Source organism: Algoriphagus sp. PAP.12, from assembly GCF_026652115.1.
GTDB lineage: Bacteria > Bacteroidota > Bacteroidia > Cytophagales > Cyclobacteriaceae > Algoriphagus.
In genome coordinates, this window is the sequence record NZ_JAPPSQ010000005.1 from 32,733 (window position 1) to 47,443 (window position 14,711).

At 40.5% G+C, this 14,711-nt stretch carries 15 protein-coding genes; 11 read left to right on the forward strand and 4 right to left on the reverse strand.

Translation table 11 applies throughout. The features are described 5' to 3' along the window. Positions 1-58 precede the first annotated feature (58 nt). The 9 genes from O0V13_RS07910 to O0V13_RS07950 all read left to right on the forward strand — a co-directional run bounded on the left by O0V13_RS07910 (position 59) and on the right by O0V13_RS07950 (position 8,723). Entirely contained in the window at positions 59-388 is a 330-nt protein-coding gene (locus O0V13_RS07910; RefSeq protein WP_268034437.1) for a PadR family transcriptional regulator, read from the forward strand. Between the two features lie 57 nt (positions 389-445). Further along, a complete protein-coding gene (locus O0V13_RS07915) occupies positions 446-2,410 on the forward strand; it encodes a PspC domain-containing protein (protein WP_268034438.1) in 1,965 nt (654 codons plus the stop codon). A gap of 62 nt (positions 2,411-2,472) precedes the next feature. Next, complete coding sequence (locus tag O0V13_RS07920; RefSeq protein ID WP_268034439.1) at positions 2,473-3,873, forward strand: MBL fold metallo-hydrolase RNA specificity domain-containing protein; 1,401 nt, start codon at positions 2,473-2,475, stop codon at positions 3,871-3,873. Between the two features lie 14 nt (positions 3,874-3,887). After that, the gene (locus O0V13_RS07925; RefSeq protein WP_268034440.1) at positions 3,888-4,355 is read left to right on the forward strand and encodes a carboxypeptidase regulatory-like domain-containing protein; all 468 of its coding nucleotides are present in this window, start codon (positions 3,888-3,890) and stop codon (positions 4,353-4,355) included. Between the two features lie 127 nt (positions 4,356-4,482). Continuing rightward, positions 4,483-5,052 (forward strand): RNA polymerase sigma factor, encoded by a 570-nt coding sequence (locus O0V13_RS07930; protein WP_073572091.1) that lies wholly within the window; start codon positions 4,483-4,485, stop codon positions 5,050-5,052. Further along, positions 5,045-5,833: a hypothetical protein gene (locus O0V13_RS07935; protein WP_268034441.1), complete on the forward strand. Its 789-nt coding sequence runs from the start codon at positions 5,045-5,047 to the stop codon at positions 5,831-5,833. Before O0V13_RS07930 ends, O0V13_RS07935 begins: the two co-directional genes overlap by 8 nt. A 35-nt stretch (positions 5,834-5,868) precedes the next feature. Next, entirely contained in the window at positions 5,869-6,909 is a 1,041-nt protein-coding gene (locus O0V13_RS07940; protein WP_268034442.1) for an outer membrane beta-barrel protein, read from the forward strand. Positions 6,910-6,960: 51 nt separating this feature from the next. Beyond that, on the forward strand, positions 6,961-7,782 hold the full coding sequence (locus tag O0V13_RS07945) for an outer membrane beta-barrel protein (RefSeq protein ID WP_268034443.1): 822 nt from the start codon (positions 6,961-6,963) through the stop codon (positions 7,780-7,782). An 11-nt stretch (positions 7,783-7,793) separates the two neighbouring features. Then, positions 7,794-8,723 carry a DUF4097 family beta strand repeat-containing protein gene (locus tag O0V13_RS07950; protein ID WP_268034444.1) on the forward strand — a complete coding sequence of 310 codons (930 nt, stop codon included), beginning with the start codon at positions 7,794-7,796 and terminating at the stop codon, positions 8,721-8,723. 60 nt (positions 8,724-8,783) lie between these two features. On the opposite strand, the gene O0V13_RS07955 is transcribed toward O0V13_RS07950, so the two are convergent. Further along, positions 8,784-9,272: a hypothetical protein gene (locus tag O0V13_RS07955; protein WP_268034445.1), complete on the reverse strand. Its 489-nt coding sequence runs from the start codon at positions 9,270-9,272 to the stop codon at positions 8,784-8,786. Between the two features lie 10 nt (positions 9,273-9,282). Further along, the gene (locus O0V13_RS07960; RefSeq protein ID WP_268034446.1) at positions 9,283-10,389 is read right to left on the reverse strand and encodes a ferredoxin--NADP reductase; all 1,107 of its coding nucleotides are present in this window, start codon (positions 10,387-10,389) and stop codon (positions 9,283-9,285) included. Positions 10,390-10,600: 211 nt separating this feature from the next. Between O0V13_RS07960 and purB the strand changes: the two genes are divergently transcribed. Together purB and O0V13_RS07970 are read left to right on the forward strand one after the other, a co-directional pair. Beyond that, positions 10,601-11,944 (forward strand): adenylosuccinate lyase, encoded by a 1,344-nt coding sequence (gene purB, locus O0V13_RS07965; RefSeq protein WP_268034447.1) that lies wholly within the window; start codon positions 10,601-10,603, stop codon positions 11,942-11,944. Positions 11,945-12,030: 86 nt separating this feature from the next. Beyond that, positions 12,031-12,381 carry a DUF1801 domain-containing protein gene (locus O0V13_RS07970; protein ID WP_268034448.1) on the forward strand — a complete coding sequence of 117 codons (351 nt, stop codon included), beginning with the start codon at positions 12,031-12,033 and terminating at the stop codon, positions 12,379-12,381. 3 nt (positions 12,382-12,384) lie between these two features. Here O0V13_RS07970 and ctlX read toward each other — a convergent pair whose 3' ends face one another. Together ctlX and O0V13_RS07980 are read right to left on the reverse strand one after the other, a co-directional pair. Then, positions 12,385-13,317, reverse strand: a complete 933-nt coding sequence (ctlX, locus tag O0V13_RS07975) for a citrulline utilization hydrolase CtlX (RefSeq protein ID WP_268034449.1) — start codon at positions 13,315-13,317, stop codon at positions 12,385-12,387. Between the two features lie 3 nt (positions 13,318-13,320). Further along, positions 13,321-14,199, reverse strand: coding sequence for a hypothetical protein (locus O0V13_RS07980; protein ID WP_268034450.1), 879 nt, complete (start codon positions 14,197-14,199; stop codon positions 13,321-13,323). Positions 14,200-14,711 lie beyond the last annotated feature (512 nt).

Genomic DNA, 14,711 nt, shown 5'->3' on the forward strand with positions numbered 1-14,711 from the left:
ATTTTTCTTTTGAAAGATGACAGTGGGAAAGATTCCCAAATGAAATTAACCACGAATCATGAACGTCGCCAACACACAAATTCAAATGCGAAAAGGACTTCTGGAGTTCTGTGTTTTGCACATAATATCCAGAGGCGAGGTCTACACTTCAGACCTGATCGAAGAGCTAACCCAAGCTCAAATGATCGTAGTAGAAGGAACGCTCTATCCCCTACTCAATCGGCTCAAATCTGCTGCCTTGGTAGAATATCGCTGGGTGGAATCCGAATCCGGACCTCCTAGAAAATACTACTCCATCACCGAAGATGGGAAATCCTTTCTTGGAACTCTTTCCGAAACCTGGACATCCCTAGTCAATTCAACCACTGAAATCACCTCAAAGAATTGAAAATCGAATCGAGCAGTATTTCGCCTAAGCGAACGTCGATGACAAACTGAAATGACAATGAAAAAGACCATAAGCATCAATATCAGTGGAATCCTTTTCCACATCGAGGAAGACGGTTACGACACACTCCGAAAGTACCTGGATGCCATCAATAAGCATTTCTCTTCCTATAAAGACAATCAAGAGATCATCTCTGATATAGAAAATCGAATTGCCGAGATTTTCCTCAGCAATTTGAAAAATAACAAGCAGGTAATCTCTGCCGAAAATGTCGATAAGCTCATTGAGAAGATGGGGACTATCGCCGATTTCGTTTCTGTAGAAGAAACCTTGGTAGATGATCCAGAAGAAGAAACTCAAGCTAAAAATGAGGATTTCTACAAATATGTGACTCCTCCAGATTCTGATAAACGAGGCTATAAAAAACTCATGCGAAATGAGCCAAGAAAGATTCTTGGTGGTGTTTGCGCTGGTTTGGCAAATTACTTTTCCATAGATCCACTTTGGACAAGATTGATTGCCATCCTTTTGCTTTTCTCCGGAAATTTGAACTTCCACTTCGATGTATTTGACATTTTCCCTTGGGACAATTTCCGTTTCAACTTGGGACTCGGATTCTTTGCGATCGTCGCCTACATCGTCATGTGGATCATCCTACCTGTTTCCTATGATGTAGAGGAAGACAAAGACATCAAGAAATTGTACAGAAACCCGGATGACAAAGCCTTGGGTGGTGTTGCAAGTGGACTAGCTGCCTACTTCGGAATCGAGGTAATCTGGACTCGTTTAGCATTTGTCGCATTGACACTTGCAGGAGGATCCGGAGTTTTGATTTATTTGATTCTTTGGATTATCACTCCAGTGGCGACTTCCATCACAGAGAGAATCCGCATGAAAGGCGGCGAGATCACCTTGGATAACATTGACTCCACTTTGAAAGAAAACCTAAATCCTAACCCTCCCAAACCTGAATCACAGACTAGAAAAATCTTAATGGCACCTTTTCGGGTTTTGGGACAGGTAATTGAAGCAATCGGAAAGGCTTTGGGACCTTTGGGCGTATTTATCATTTCCGTTCTCAGAGTGATTTTCGGACTGATCATCTTTCTGATCGGAATGGCCCTGACAATCGCTCCTTTGGTTACTTTGGCTGTTTATCTTGGGTTTTTCACGACGGATGACTATCAGGCTTTGATGGACAATTTCCCAATCGAGCTATTCTCCAATATTGTCCCTATCTGGTTGGCAGTTGGTGCTAGCTTCTTGTTGATCATTCCAGGGATCATCATCCTGATGCTTGGCTTGAGTGTATTGAGTAAAAAGAATCTGGTTGGAAATAGATTTGGTTTGGTGGCCTTCGCTGTATGGTTGCTATGCATCGGAATCTGTGCTTTCCAAATCCCAAGAATCGTAGCTCAATTCAAAGAAGAAAACTGGCACAAAACCTCTGAAGTTTTGGCACCCACAGGCAATGTAATGGTCCTTCGATTGAATCCAATTGGAGATGAAGCGACCTTTAACCATGTCAGTCTTAAACTGGAAGGGACTGCTGATTCCACAGTTGTTTTGGAAAAAGACTTCTTCTCCAGAGGTAAAACGAAAGCTGAAGCTTTGAACAATGCCCAGAATTTTGACTACTCAGTTTCTGTGATGGACTCAGTGATGACTTTTGACGAAGGGTTCGACATCAGTCAACTGGATATGTTCAGAGATCAAAAATTGAATCTGATATTGAAAGTTCCTTATGAAAAGCCATTCATTATGGAAAGATCACTTTTGGAAATCATCCGAAACACGATCTATAGAAATGGTTACAGATCTTCTGATGTCAATTCTTCTACTGTTTGGACATTCAATGAAGCGGGGTTGGTTTGCTTGACTTGCAAGACTGATTCTGATGAAAATAAAGAGATGGATGAAGAGGAAAGAATCGCCAATGAGGAGATGGAAAAACAAAATCGGGAGACATTAGATAGTCTCTCCAGGGTCAAGTTCCAACAAGAACCGGACAGTATCGACTAAAAATTCAAGAGGCTTCCAAATGGAAGTCTCTTTTTTTGTAACTTCTGGCAAAACAATAGACCATGGATGTTACCGTAAAATTTTTGGGGGGAGCTGGATCAGTGACCGGTTCCAAGTATTTGATTGATTTAGGAGAATTCGAATTCTTAGTGGATTGTGGGCTTTTCCAGGGCCCTCGAGACTTGAGAGAACGCAACTGGGATAAATTCCCCATGCCGGTGGATGAAATGGAAGCGATCGTAATCACGCATGCCCATTTGGACCATATTGGATACCTGCCTCGACTAGTAAAACAAGGATTTAGAGGACCAATTTATTGCACCGAAGCAAGTGCCGAATTGGCAAAAATCCTTTTACTGGACTCCGGGAAACTTCAGGAAGAAGAAGCTGAATATGCCAAAAAGAAAGGCTACTCAAGACATGACGATCCACAGCCTTTGTATACGATGGAAGATGCAGAAGCAGTTTTTCCTCTTTTAGTGCCCCAACCTTTTGAAACACCCTTTCAAATCCATCCCGATATTACTGTTACTTATTATTATGCTGGTCATATTTTAGGAGCAGCAGTTACCAAGATCAATATCAAAGGAGATCATCAAGAAAAGAAACTTGTATTCTCTGGGGATTTAGGAAGATTTCATGACCCGGTTTTATATCCTCCCACCTTAATTCCTCGAGCTGATATCCTATGGATTGAATCCACCTATGGTGATCGGGTTTCTCCACCCGTAAAACCTGAAAATGAACTAGCTACTGCAATTCTGGATGTTTTTGACCGAGATGGATTGGTCATCATTCCTTCATTTGCAGTGGGAAGAACCCAATTGATCATGTATTACTTATTCCAGTTGATGGAAAAGGGTAAGATTCCAAAAGTTCCAATATTTCTAGATTCACCAATGGCAATCAATGCCACCAAGATTTATCTGGACTATGCAAAAGACCATCAACTATCTGCTGTTTTGGAAGAAAATGCACAGCATCCTTTCAACCATAGTCAACTGCATTATTTCCAAAAGCAGGAGCAATCTAAATCACTGAATGAATATCGGGGTCGTGCTATCATCATTTCAGCTTCTGGAATGGCAACCGGAGGTCGTGTACTTCATCATCTTTTCCATCATTTACCAAATGAGAAGAACGGGGTGATTTTCGTAGGATATCAAGCTGAAGGAACTCGTGGAAGAAGATTGATAGAGGGAGAACCGAGTGTCAGAATCTACGGGTTGGATGTGCCAGTAAAAGCTAAAATCTATCAGATCGATGGTTTATCAGCTCATGCTGATCAATCCGAATTGATGGAATGGGCAGATGGCTTCTGTGAAAAACCCAAAAAGACATTTATAATCCACGGTGAAGGAAAAGGCGCTGAGGTCCTTGCGCAAAAACTTCATGAAGAATATGGCTGGAACACTGTTATTCCTCACTATTTGGAATCATTTGTGCTATTTGAAGGTATCTAAACCAATTCTTTCAAATGAAAAAGTTCACATACTCCACTTTCTTTATTCTTTTCACCCTGATTTTAATGTATTGTAAGCCAATGAAACCTGAAGGAGAAGGAGTAACAGGTACAGTCACCTGGTTGGAAGGCAACCAAATGCCCGGCATCATCGATGAGGATTCTGAAACAGAAAAAAATCCCAAAGGTGTTGGGGTCAAACGCACTTTGTTGATTTATCCCCTCACCAATGTCGCGGATACCAAGAATGAAAATGGCCTATTCACTTCGGTCTCGGGGACTCCGGTAACCACCATCGAAACGGAAGAAGATGGCTCCTATCAACTTCAATTGGCACCGGGGAGGTATTCTGTTTTCACTCAAGAGGAGAATGGACTGTTCGCCAATATCTTTGATGGAGATGGTTATATTCAGCCAATCACAATCAAAGAAAACGAATGGAACCTCTTGGATATTATAATTAATTACAAGGCTGTTTTCTAAAAATTTAATTATAAAATACTGATTTTCTGTTGTTTAAATTATTTTTAAAAAATATTATATTTTTTTTCGGGTATGGATGCAACGTTTTTTAACGAACCCACATCTACCTAATTGAAAGCTCAGCAGAATGTTCGGCAAAACCAACTTTTCAAACGAATCAGGATTAATCAAAGCATGCCTCAAGGGTGATCGGTCAGCCCAGCGGCATCTGTATGATTCCTATTCAGGGAAGTTTTTGGCGATCTGCATCCGGTACCTAAAAGACCGGGAGCATGCTGAGGATGTGATGATAGAAAGCTTTATGAAAATCTTCGACAAGCTTCCGCAATATCAAGCAAAAGGAAGTTTCGAAGGATGGATGAAGCGAATCGTCGTCACACAATCTTTGATGACATTGAGAAGCAATCGTCATCTGATGATGGAGGTAAATGTGGATGATGACCATGAATATGAGCATCACCACTACGAATCTACAGATTTGGAAACGGCAGATTTGATGGAGATGGTTGAAAGCCTTCCGGTAGGCTACCGAACAGTATTCAACCTTTATGCGATTGAAGGGTATGCACACCAAGAAATCGCCGAACTCCTAGGGATCACGGAGAGTACTTCCAAATCCCAATTGAATCGAGCTAGGAATGTTTTGAAGGAAAAAATTGCCAGCATACAACTCAAAGAAAGGAGAATCAATGGCTAAGAACAATGAAAGTATGGATCGGATGTTTCGAGAAAAACTCGAAGATCACCAAGTAAAACCAAGTCAATTGGCTTGGGAACGCTTGGAAAACCAACTCCCTGAAAAAGAAAAGTCAAACACCAAAATTTATTGGTGGGCTGCGGCTGCTGTTCTTTTGATTCTCTTTTCAGTAGGAACTAGCTACTGGTCTAGTGACGAAATGATTCCTGAGGAAAACCTGGTAGCAGAATCTGTACAAACTGAATTGGTTGAACCTGAGCAAAACCGTGAATCCGTAGAAATCCCTTCTGAGGTTCAAGAAAACGAAACAGATACTCCATCAATCGAAAACGAGGAAAAGCCTCAAACTAAACCAAAAATTGAAACAGCAAAAAAACAGAACACTCAGAAAGTCATCAAGCAAGAAGAGTTTAAAGCGCCTCAAAACTTGATCGCTCAAAATGAGTCTCCGATTGAGGAACCTGTGAAGGAGGAAAAGAAAAAAGCAATCGAACCATTGATTGTAGAAAAAGAAATTCCTGAATTGAAACCATTGGATCTGAATCAAGCTGTAGCAGCTGTAGAAACCAAGACCGAGGAAGAACCAGCCTACAAAGTGACGATCTACTCCAATGGAATCAAAGAGGACAAAAACCTGATCGCCGGAATCGGTAAAAAGGTAAACCAGGTCGAAGGTTTTCTAGGGAAAGTAGATGAAGGCTTTGCCAATCTACAAGATGCCAAAAGCAACCTATTCAATAACCTGACCGCCAAAAGAGAAAAAGTGGCCGACGAAGAATAATAAAGAAATCACCAACCCATTATTTGAAAACTAAAATGAAAAGATACCTGCTATTATTTTGCCTGATGGCTTTGGTACAGATGGCTTATGCCTACGAAATGCCACCTGCCATTGATCATCAAATCAATCAAGATTCTGTGGTCATTGAATTTGGGAAGAATGGAAAAGTTGTCATCCTTGTGGATAGCAAAGAAGACTTCGAAAAACTAAAATCCATGAATATCAATGATATCATCAGATCATTGGATTTGGAAGAGAACGAAGAAACTGGAGAACTCACTATCGTTGAGGTAAAGATGAAAGACGGAAGCTCCAAGGAATTGGTAAAAGTCAGAGAGGACGGTCCAGAGACTGAAGTTCAGATCGGAAACATGAGAATCTATGTGGATGAATCAGGACCGAACACCAAGGTAAAAGTGGAGCCGGGAGGAAAGAAAAAGAACTCTGACCCACCATTTAGAACCTACTTTAATATTGACCTTGGCGTCAATAACTATCTAAGTTCTGATGGAGGTTTCCCTACCTCGGATAACCCTTACGCTGTCAAAGGTTGGGGAAGCTGGAACCTGGGATTGAACTGGATGGCAGCTCAACGTCTATCAAAAGGATTTTATTGGGACTTCGGAATTGGATTCCAGTTCTACAACTTCAAGTTTGAAAACAGAGATTTCCAAGCAGTAAGAGGTGAAGACATGGTAGAGTTTATCCAAAGAGATGATGTCAATGGGTTCAAAAGCAAAATCTCCGCATCCTATATCACTGCGATGACTATGCTTGAGTTGGACTTTGGAAAAATGAATGACAATGGTAGAAGAGGCTTGAGATTGGCAGCTGGACCTTATGTCGGCTATCGATTGGGAGGTCAGTCCAAATATGTCTACCGTGAGTTGGGAGGCTCTGGAAGAAAGAAAGACAAGCAGGATACCGGTCTTTACCTAGAAAATCTTCGCTATGGTCTTCGCGGTGAAATCGGAGTCGGAAGAGTAACTTTCTTTACCACCTACGACATGAACAGCCTTTTCCAAGATCAAAAAGGACCTGAATTAAACCCGATTACTTTCGGAGTTGTATTTTAAATAAAGGGGGAATTACCTCCCCCTTTCTTCTACTATTTTTACTAAACCACTATGAGAAAATTTAACTTAGCACTAGCCCTTTTCTCCCTTTTTAGCCTGGGAGTAATGGCTCAATCTACTGACAGTAGTCAAGTGGAAGGAAAAGAAAAATCCTATACTGTTTTTGGGAAATCCTGGAAAGTCATCAAATATGAAGACGGAACCAAGGTTTATGAATGGGAGGAAGATCATTCCAACAATGAGGTTCACATCAACAAAAGGTCATCCAAGTTTGAATACAATTTCTTGGAAACTGAGGTTGGAATCAATATCTACCCTAATGACAAAGGGGCTCCACAAGTCAAACCTTGGGGAAGTTGGTTTGTTTCCCTTCAATCCGTTGGAACTTGGAAGCCTAGCAAAAACTTTCACTTAAGATCTACTCTAGGTGTTAGCTGGTACAATTTCAAATTTGATGATGAGCGTATCATTGCAGTAAAAAATCCTGATGGACTGGACTTTGTCAACTTCGATGAGCTTCCAAATGGCCCTGAAGGCACTCCTACAAAATCCAAGATTTCTGCTTCCTATGCTACCTTGACTATTGTACCAACCATCAGAACCAACAATGGAAACTTTAGAGTCGGTGCTGGTGGATATGCCGGATATCGATTGGGAGGCCGAGGTAAATATGTCTATGATGATACTAATGGAGACAAGCAAAAAAGCTATACTAAATCCAATATGTATGCTGAGAATTTCCGCTATGGCCTCCGAGGAGAAATCGGAGTGGGCGATGTGACTTTCTTCCTTAATTATGACCTAAATGATCTATTCCAACCAGGCCTAGGCCCAGAAATGCAGGCTATGAGTTTTGGTCTTCGCGTTAATTAACACAAATCACTATGAAAAAATTACTATCAAATCTTTCTTTCACATTGGCACTGGTCTTTTTCTCGACTATGGCCTTTGCTCAAAACGTCCTTGTAGACGTCAACAAATCCTACCCAGGGATCAAAACTATAGAAGTTCAAGGCGGATGGCTGGATGTCAGCTACCAAGGCGGCAGCTCTGGAGATGTTCAGGTGGAGGCATACCTTCAATCTGAGGATGAAAATCAGGATATCATTTTTGTCACTTTGGGAGATGTTTTGAAAATCTCCTACGAGAGAAGCAACAGAAATATGTCTTGGAATACGAATAGATCCAAAGGCTGGATCAAGATTTCGGGTCCTGAAAACATGGATTTGGAAATCAAAAACAGCTCAGGAAACTTGACAGTGGACAGGGTTTCCAATGATGAAACCACATTAAAAGTAACCTCCGGCAAAATTACTGCATCTAAAATTGGAGGAGATTTGAATATCGGTGCTACCTCAGGAAATCTAAATGTAGATGGAGTTACAGGAAGTATTGACGCAGGACTGACTTCTGGAAATGCAGACATTAAGAATGTATCTGGAGATCTGGATTATCAATCTACAAGTGGGTCTTTAACTGCAGAAAATGTGGATGGAGAACTTAGCGTCAATTTGACTTCAGGAAATGCCAAATTGTATCACATTGGCCAATTGGGAAGATTGAGATTTACATCGGGAAATATCAGAGCTGAAGATGCAGGCTTGGGACCAAACACTTCTTTCTCAGGAACCTCTGGCAATTTCAGAGTTCAAACCAACTCTGACTTGAAGGCCTATAATTTCGAATTGAAAGCTTCCTCCGGTAACCTAAAAGTAGGAGGAATTAGCACAGGAAAGACATTGGAGATCGACAACGGAGCCTCCGACACCATCAAAGGCAATATCTCCTCTGGAGGTATTACCATTGATAATTGACGTTTTTAGGTCTTTTTATTCAAAAAAATAGTCCTGGATTTTCCGGGACTATTTTTTTTATCAGGAAGGTCTTGCGATGTCTTTTACGATTTCAGCATCCTCCTTATTCAGCTTAAGCAATCTCTTGATCCTGTCCGGAGTTGGTTTTGCCAAGGAATAAAAAAGCAAGGTCACGGCAAATATGACAATGTAAAAGGCACTCTTAAAAAACAACAAGCCTATCGTGCTAATCAAGGAAATTGCAAACAGGATCAAAAACCTTTTTCTGGTAGCCTTGATATAAACATCCAACTTCAAAAAAAGCTCCTCAGCTGACTTCGCAACCTTCAGCTTATTGTGAAAAATTAGGTATTGGCCGATCAATAAACCTACGCCTATTCCAACCAGTAAACCATGAATCAAATCTGGTAGTTTAGGAAGATTCCAATCCAGATTACCCGAATTGTAATAGAGATAAACAAAGCCAAAAAGTGGCAAACTGATCACCATCAGGATCAGCACCAACATTTCTTGACTTCTATAGGCTTTTCTTGTTTGTTCGAAATCCAAAATTCAAATTTTACTCAACGATAATTTTAACATCATCTGTCATCGGGCGGGAGACACAGCAAAGTACATAACCGGCTGCCAATTCATTTTTGCTCAAGCCCGCATCTTCATCCATTTTCACTTCTCCACTTAGCAATCTTCCTCGGCAAGAAGTACAAAGTCCACTTTGACAGCTATACGGCATATTAATTCCTGAATCCAAGCCTGCTTCCAAAACAGTTTTGTCAGGAGTGACGGTTACGTCAAATTCCTCTCCTTCCAAAAGGATTTTCACATCTCTGGTCAAGATTCCACTATTGATTCCAGCCAAGGCGTCTTCATGCGCCTGATGAGCGGAAGCAGAAAAGAAACTCTCGTGATGTATTCTTTCTTCAGGTACTCCTATTTCTTCCAAAACAGACTTTGCTGTTTCCATGATTCCATCGGGACCGCAGAGGTAATAGATTTCTTCATAGCGCTGCTCATATTCCGCATTGCTCACAAATTCTCTGAAAGTATCCTTATTCAATCTGCCTTTAGGCCCTGTCCATTCACCAGATGGTTGGCTCAGATTATGAATAACTTTCAGTCTGTCAGGATTTCCTTTTTGAAGCATATCCAATTGCTCCTTGAAAATAATCTGCTCCTCATTTCTGCTTGAATAAATCAAGGTGATGATTGAATTGGGTTCATTCACCAAAACTGATTTCATGATCCCCATAATCGGAGTGATTCCACTACCACCTGCCACCATGATGAAATGGCGCTGATTTTTGGAATGAAAATCAGTTGTAAACTTACCCAGTGGTTTTAGAACATTGATGGTCTTACCGGGGAAAATATTGTCATTCAGATGATTGGAAAACAAACCACCCTCTACCCTTTTGACAGCGATTCCGGGAAAAGGATCCACAAATGGAGAAGTACAAAGACTATAGGATCTTCTTTGCTCCTTTCCTCCCAAATCCATTACCAATGTCAGAAATTGACCTGCTTTGTATTCCAAAAAGGGTTCTGGTTGCTCAAAATATATACTGACCGTATCTGGAGTTTCTCTGATAACTTCACGGACCTTTAAGGGGATATAGGAGTTTTTGCTTTTTACCTCCTCCTTTTTCTTTTTAAAGAAATTGAACATTCGAAATGATAATTCTATGATTCGGGTGCAAAATTAATCGCTCAGAAATGATAATCGCCTTAATCTCTGAGAAATTCGAAAAGAAAAGCTGATTTTGACGAAGTATGTTTGGTATTGGACGATTATTCTCATTCTCAGGAGTTATTTTGGAAGCAAAGAGCTAAATTGCGGCTCAAAATTTTGGAAGCCAAACCAGAAAAAAACCTAAGAAATGGAATTAAATGCACTGACTGCTGTCAGCTCCGTAGATGGAAGATACGCCGGAAAAACGGCACCTTTGAGAGCCTACTTTTCAGAATTTGCCCTGATCAAATATCGGGTCCATGTCGAAGTAGAATATTTCATAGCTCTTTGTGAGTTACCTCTGCCTCAATTGAAGGACTTCAACAAAGATCTATTCCAGGATCTGAGAGCTATTGTCGGTAATTTTTCTTTGGAAGATGCTCAGACGATCAAAGAAACCGAAAAGGTCACCAACCACGATGTCAAAGCAGTTGAATACTTCTTGAAAGAGAAGTTTGATGGATTGGGATTGGAGCAATACAAGGAGTTTATCCACTTCGGTTTGACTTCTCAGGATATCAATAATACCTCCACCCCTCTGATGCTTAAAGAAGGTTTGGAAGAGGTAATCTATCCAGCTTTGGAAGCAGTGATCGGAAAGTTGAAAATCTATGCAGCTGATTGGAAGGACGTTTCTATGCTAGCCAAAACTCACGGTCAGCCTGCTTCTCCATCTCGCTTGGGTAAAGAAATCGAAGTGTTCATCGTTCGTTTGGAAAAACAGTTTGAATTGTTGAATCAAGTTCCTTTCTCTGCCAAATTTGGTGGAGCCACAGGAAATTTGAATGCGCATAATGTAGCTTATCCTGATATCGCCTGGAATGAATTCGCATTTACTTTTGTGGAAGAATACCTAGGATTGGAAAGAAGCTATCCTACCACCCAAATTGAGCATTACGATAACTTAGCGGCTGTTTTTGATGGCCTAAAAAGAATCAACACGGTCCTTTTAGATCTTTCCAAAGATGTATGGCAATATGTATCCATGAACTACTTCAAGCAGAAAATCAAAGCTGGTGAGATTGGTTCATCTGCCATGCCTCATAAAGTCAATCCGATTGATTTTGAAAATGCTGAAGGTAACTTGGGCATCGCAAATGCCTTGTTGGAGCATTTGGCTGCAAAACTTCCTATTTCAAGACTTCAGCGCGACTTGACAGATAGTACCGTTTTGAGAGTGATCGGAGTTCCTTTGGCTCATATGTTGATTTCTTTGGAATCTCTTCAAAAAGGATTGGGCAAATTGGAATTGAACCAAGCAGCGATTGATGCAGATTTGGAAGAAAACTGGGCTGTAGTAGCTGAAGCAATCCAAACCATCTTGAGAAGAGAAGGTTTCCCTAAGCCTTATGAAGCATTGAAAGACCTGACCAGAACCAATGAGAAAATCACTCAAAAGTCTATTGCGACTTTCATCGATGGACTTCCTATTTCGGATATTTTGAAAGGTGAACTAAAAGCAATCTCTCCATTTAACTATACAGGGATTTAACTTACATCCCATCACTGTTCTAAAGACCTTTGAGGATTGAATTCCCCAAAGGTCTTTTTTTTGATAGTTTTAGGCTAAAGAATTTCATGAAATCCATTGAAGAATTTTTCGATATCCAACCAGAACCTCAAAAAAGCTGCTTTTTAGCCTTGAGAAGTATCATTCTTGAGTTTGACAGACAGGTATCTGAAACAGTGAAGTATGGAATGCCCTGTTTTGTTTTAGACTCCAAACCTTGGCTTTACCTGTGGAAAGACAAAAAATCTCAAGAGCCTTATATCCTTTTTGTTGATGGGATATCGCTAACCAACCCTCTTTTGGAATCTGGTGACCGAGCAAAAATGAAGCATTTTCAGCTGAATTCTAATGAAGACTTTCCTGTTTCAATCATTTATGAGCTTCTGAATGAGGCTTGGGCTATTCGAGCCAAGGGTTGAAAGCTATGAAGTCTTGGGCAAAAAGATTTCAGCAATCATACACCTAGCACTTCCTCCACCTAATTTTTCTATGGTAGGAATTTGAGGACTGATAATCGTAGTATATTTTTCTATGATTTGAATCTGCCCGACATTCAAAGAATCATATGCCGTTTGGGACATAACCGTGAATTTTTCTCCACCATCATTGCTTACTTCCAGCATATTTCCGGCAAAATTGAACTTTTGCTTAGCCGTAATCGGAATAACTTTTTTTCCAGATGAAGTAAGACTTTGCTGGACTTTCAGCCGATCCGAGGCTTTTGTAATACTTTCCAAGCAAACCACTGCCAGATCTGTCCCTACATGCATCATCACATTGGTATGGTAAATCGGACTCAACTTCCCCTCGATCTCCTGTTGTGCCTCAAATCCGATAATTTGATACCCCAAAAGCTTTCCGACATATTCCAAGGGAAAAGGATGGGTTCTCTCTGCATAACAAGCGTAAATCACCTTCGCATCATGATCCATGACCATGCTCCCTGTTCCCTCCAGAAACTGATCATCTTGCTCAAAAAAACTTAAATCAAGAATTTCATTTACCTGAAACCCTTCATTGATTAGCTTCTCAACAATATCCTTCCTCCTTTCCAGTCTTCTGTTTGGGGAAAACATAGGATATAAAATAAGCTTTCCGTCTGGATGAGTGCTAAACCAATTATTGGGAAAGACGGCATCAGTTTTCACCGGGCTTTCTGTATCCTCCACAACCATTACTTCGACTCTTTGATCTCGCAATAAATTGACAAAACCATCAAACTCATTCCTGGCCAAGTTTCTGATTTCCTCAGCTGATCTTTCATCCGCTTTTTGATAAAAATTATTCTTAGCTGTCTCGGAATTGAAGCCGAAATTCGCCGGTCTAACCATCAAAATCCTGGAAGTTGTCTGCATGATTTAATGTTTGGATGAATAACGATATAAAACCGGATTGATATTGAATCTCTTTTCACTCAAGGTAAAAAAGCTCCTTCCATTAGGTGAAAAACCAATTGACTCTCCTTGCGGCTCTGGTACATAAGGAAGGCTTATGGGAGTTTCCTCCAATGCCTCAACAATGCTTTGACCACTTGCTCTTTTCCAATAATAAATAGCTAAGTAATTTTTAATCAATATCTGATCAGCCTGAAAAGAGATATCCCCTCCAACAGAAGAAGTAATCGGTAACTCAATCTCCTTGTCCAATTCAATCGCTTTATCCTTTCCAAATTTGTCCCAATTCACACTGTACAAATTGTTTTTTTTGTCTCTTTTGGAAAGGATGTAAATCTTCCCATCCTGTTTGTCCACTAGGAGCGTCTCGGCATCTCTCGCGCCTCCAGGATATTCTAACTCCATGATTTCTGGCTTTACTTCGGAAATCTCCCTTATCGATAATGGTTCTGGAATTTTATAAATAAAAACAGAAGGATGAACCGCTGCATTATCTCCAATTTCAGCAACATAGATATAGCACTTCCCATCTGGACCTTCAGCCACGGCTATATCTTCCCAATCCCTATTTTTCACACCTTTCAGCATAATTTTACCCAACTCATTTCCTAAAGAGTCTAAAAGATAAACTGCCGGTTCTCCTCCACTATCGGTTTGAGCATAAATCAGGTTGGGATGAAGCTTGGAAAAAGCTATCCCACTGATCTCTTCCAAAATTGGATTTCTTATCGTGTCCTGAGGAACACCTTCTTCGAAATATTCTGTTGAAATCGGAAAGTCCTGGGCAGAAGCAATTGAAAAAGTAATTAAGAAAAGAAGGGAAGTCAGTTTGTTTTTCATCATGATCTCAAAGCACTAAAATTAGGGAAAAGGCTATGCAATTCGCATTCTGGTAATTGATTTATATAAAATTAATCCTGATCCTTTTTTTACTTTTCTCTCCTTTTTCCAATAGGTGAAAAAAGACCGATCCCGAAATGTGTCGGGATACGGGGCCACCGCTTTCCATTTTAGGGGTATAATCAAATTAATCTAGTGATTTGAATTCTTCACTGGCCTAAAACTATAAAGATTTTTAATGCCAAATGTTAATTCAATCACCATGGATTTCAAACCATTGAATGTACTTTTGGCCTGGCCCAAAAGTACGAAAAGGCCTAGTCGCAGCTAAGCTTCCACCCGCAATATCTACGCACGCCCCGCGGCTGCGACGCCCACAGCACCACAATAATTAAGTTATTTGCAAAATTCAAAAGATCTGGAATTCTAAAAGATTACTTGAATAATTTGGAATCTGCTTTGAAGTGGCTGGTCCCGAGTTAAGGTCAAAAAGCGTAAAGAAAATCGGCTAGTTC

What these genes read in the sequence shown, in the direction of transcription:
- O0V13_RS07930 (WP_073572091.1), top strand. Translation starts at nt 4,483, where the DNA reads ATGTTCGGCAAAACCAACTTTTCAAACGAATCAGGATTAATCAAAGCA.
- O0V13_RS07940 (WP_268034442.1), top strand. Translation starts at nt 5,869, where the DNA reads ATGAAAAGATACCTGCTATTATTTTGCCTGATGGCTTTGGTACAGATG.
- O0V13_RS07960 (WP_268034446.1), bottom strand. Translation starts at nt 10,389, where the DNA reads ATGTTCAATTTCTTTAAAAAGAAAAAGGAGGAGGTAAAAAGCAAAAAC.
- O0V13_RS07980 (WP_268034450.1), bottom strand. Translation starts at nt 14,199, where the DNA reads ATGATGAAAAACAAACTGACTTCCCTTCTTTTCTTAATTACTTTTTCA.
- purB (WP_268034447.1), top strand. Translation starts at nt 10,601, where the DNA reads ATGGAATTAAATGCACTGACTGCTGTCAGCTCCGTAGATGGAAGATAC.
- O0V13_RS07910 (WP_268034437.1), top strand. Translation starts at nt 59, where the DNA reads ATGAACGTCGCCAACACACAAATTCAAATGCGAAAAGGACTTCTGGAG.
- O0V13_RS07950 (WP_268034444.1), top strand. Translation starts at nt 7,794, where the DNA reads ATGAAAAAATTACTATCAAATCTTTCTTTCACATTGGCACTGGTCTTT.
- ctlX (WP_268034449.1), bottom strand. Translation starts at nt 13,317, where the DNA reads ATGCAGACAACTTCCAGGATTTTGATGGTTAGACCGGCGAATTTCGGC.
- O0V13_RS07925 (WP_268034440.1), top strand. Translation starts at nt 3,888, where the DNA reads ATGAAAAAGTTCACATACTCCACTTTCTTTATTCTTTTCACCCTGATT.
- O0V13_RS07935 (WP_268034441.1), top strand. Translation starts at nt 5,045, where the DNA reads ATGGCTAAGAACAATGAAAGTATGGATCGGATGTTTCGAGAAAAACTC.
- O0V13_RS07920 (WP_268034439.1), top strand. Translation starts at nt 2,473, where the DNA reads ATGGATGTTACCGTAAAATTTTTGGGGGGAGCTGGATCAGTGACCGGT.
- O0V13_RS07945 (WP_268034443.1), top strand. Translation starts at nt 6,961, where the DNA reads ATGAGAAAATTTAACTTAGCACTAGCCCTTTTCTCCCTTTTTAGCCTG.
- O0V13_RS07915 (WP_268034438.1), top strand. Translation starts at nt 446, where the DNA reads ATGAAAAAGACCATAAGCATCAATATCAGTGGAATCCTTTTCCACATC.
- O0V13_RS07970 (WP_268034448.1), top strand. Translation starts at nt 12,031, where the DNA reads ATGAAATCCATTGAAGAATTTTTCGATATCCAACCAGAACCTCAAAAA.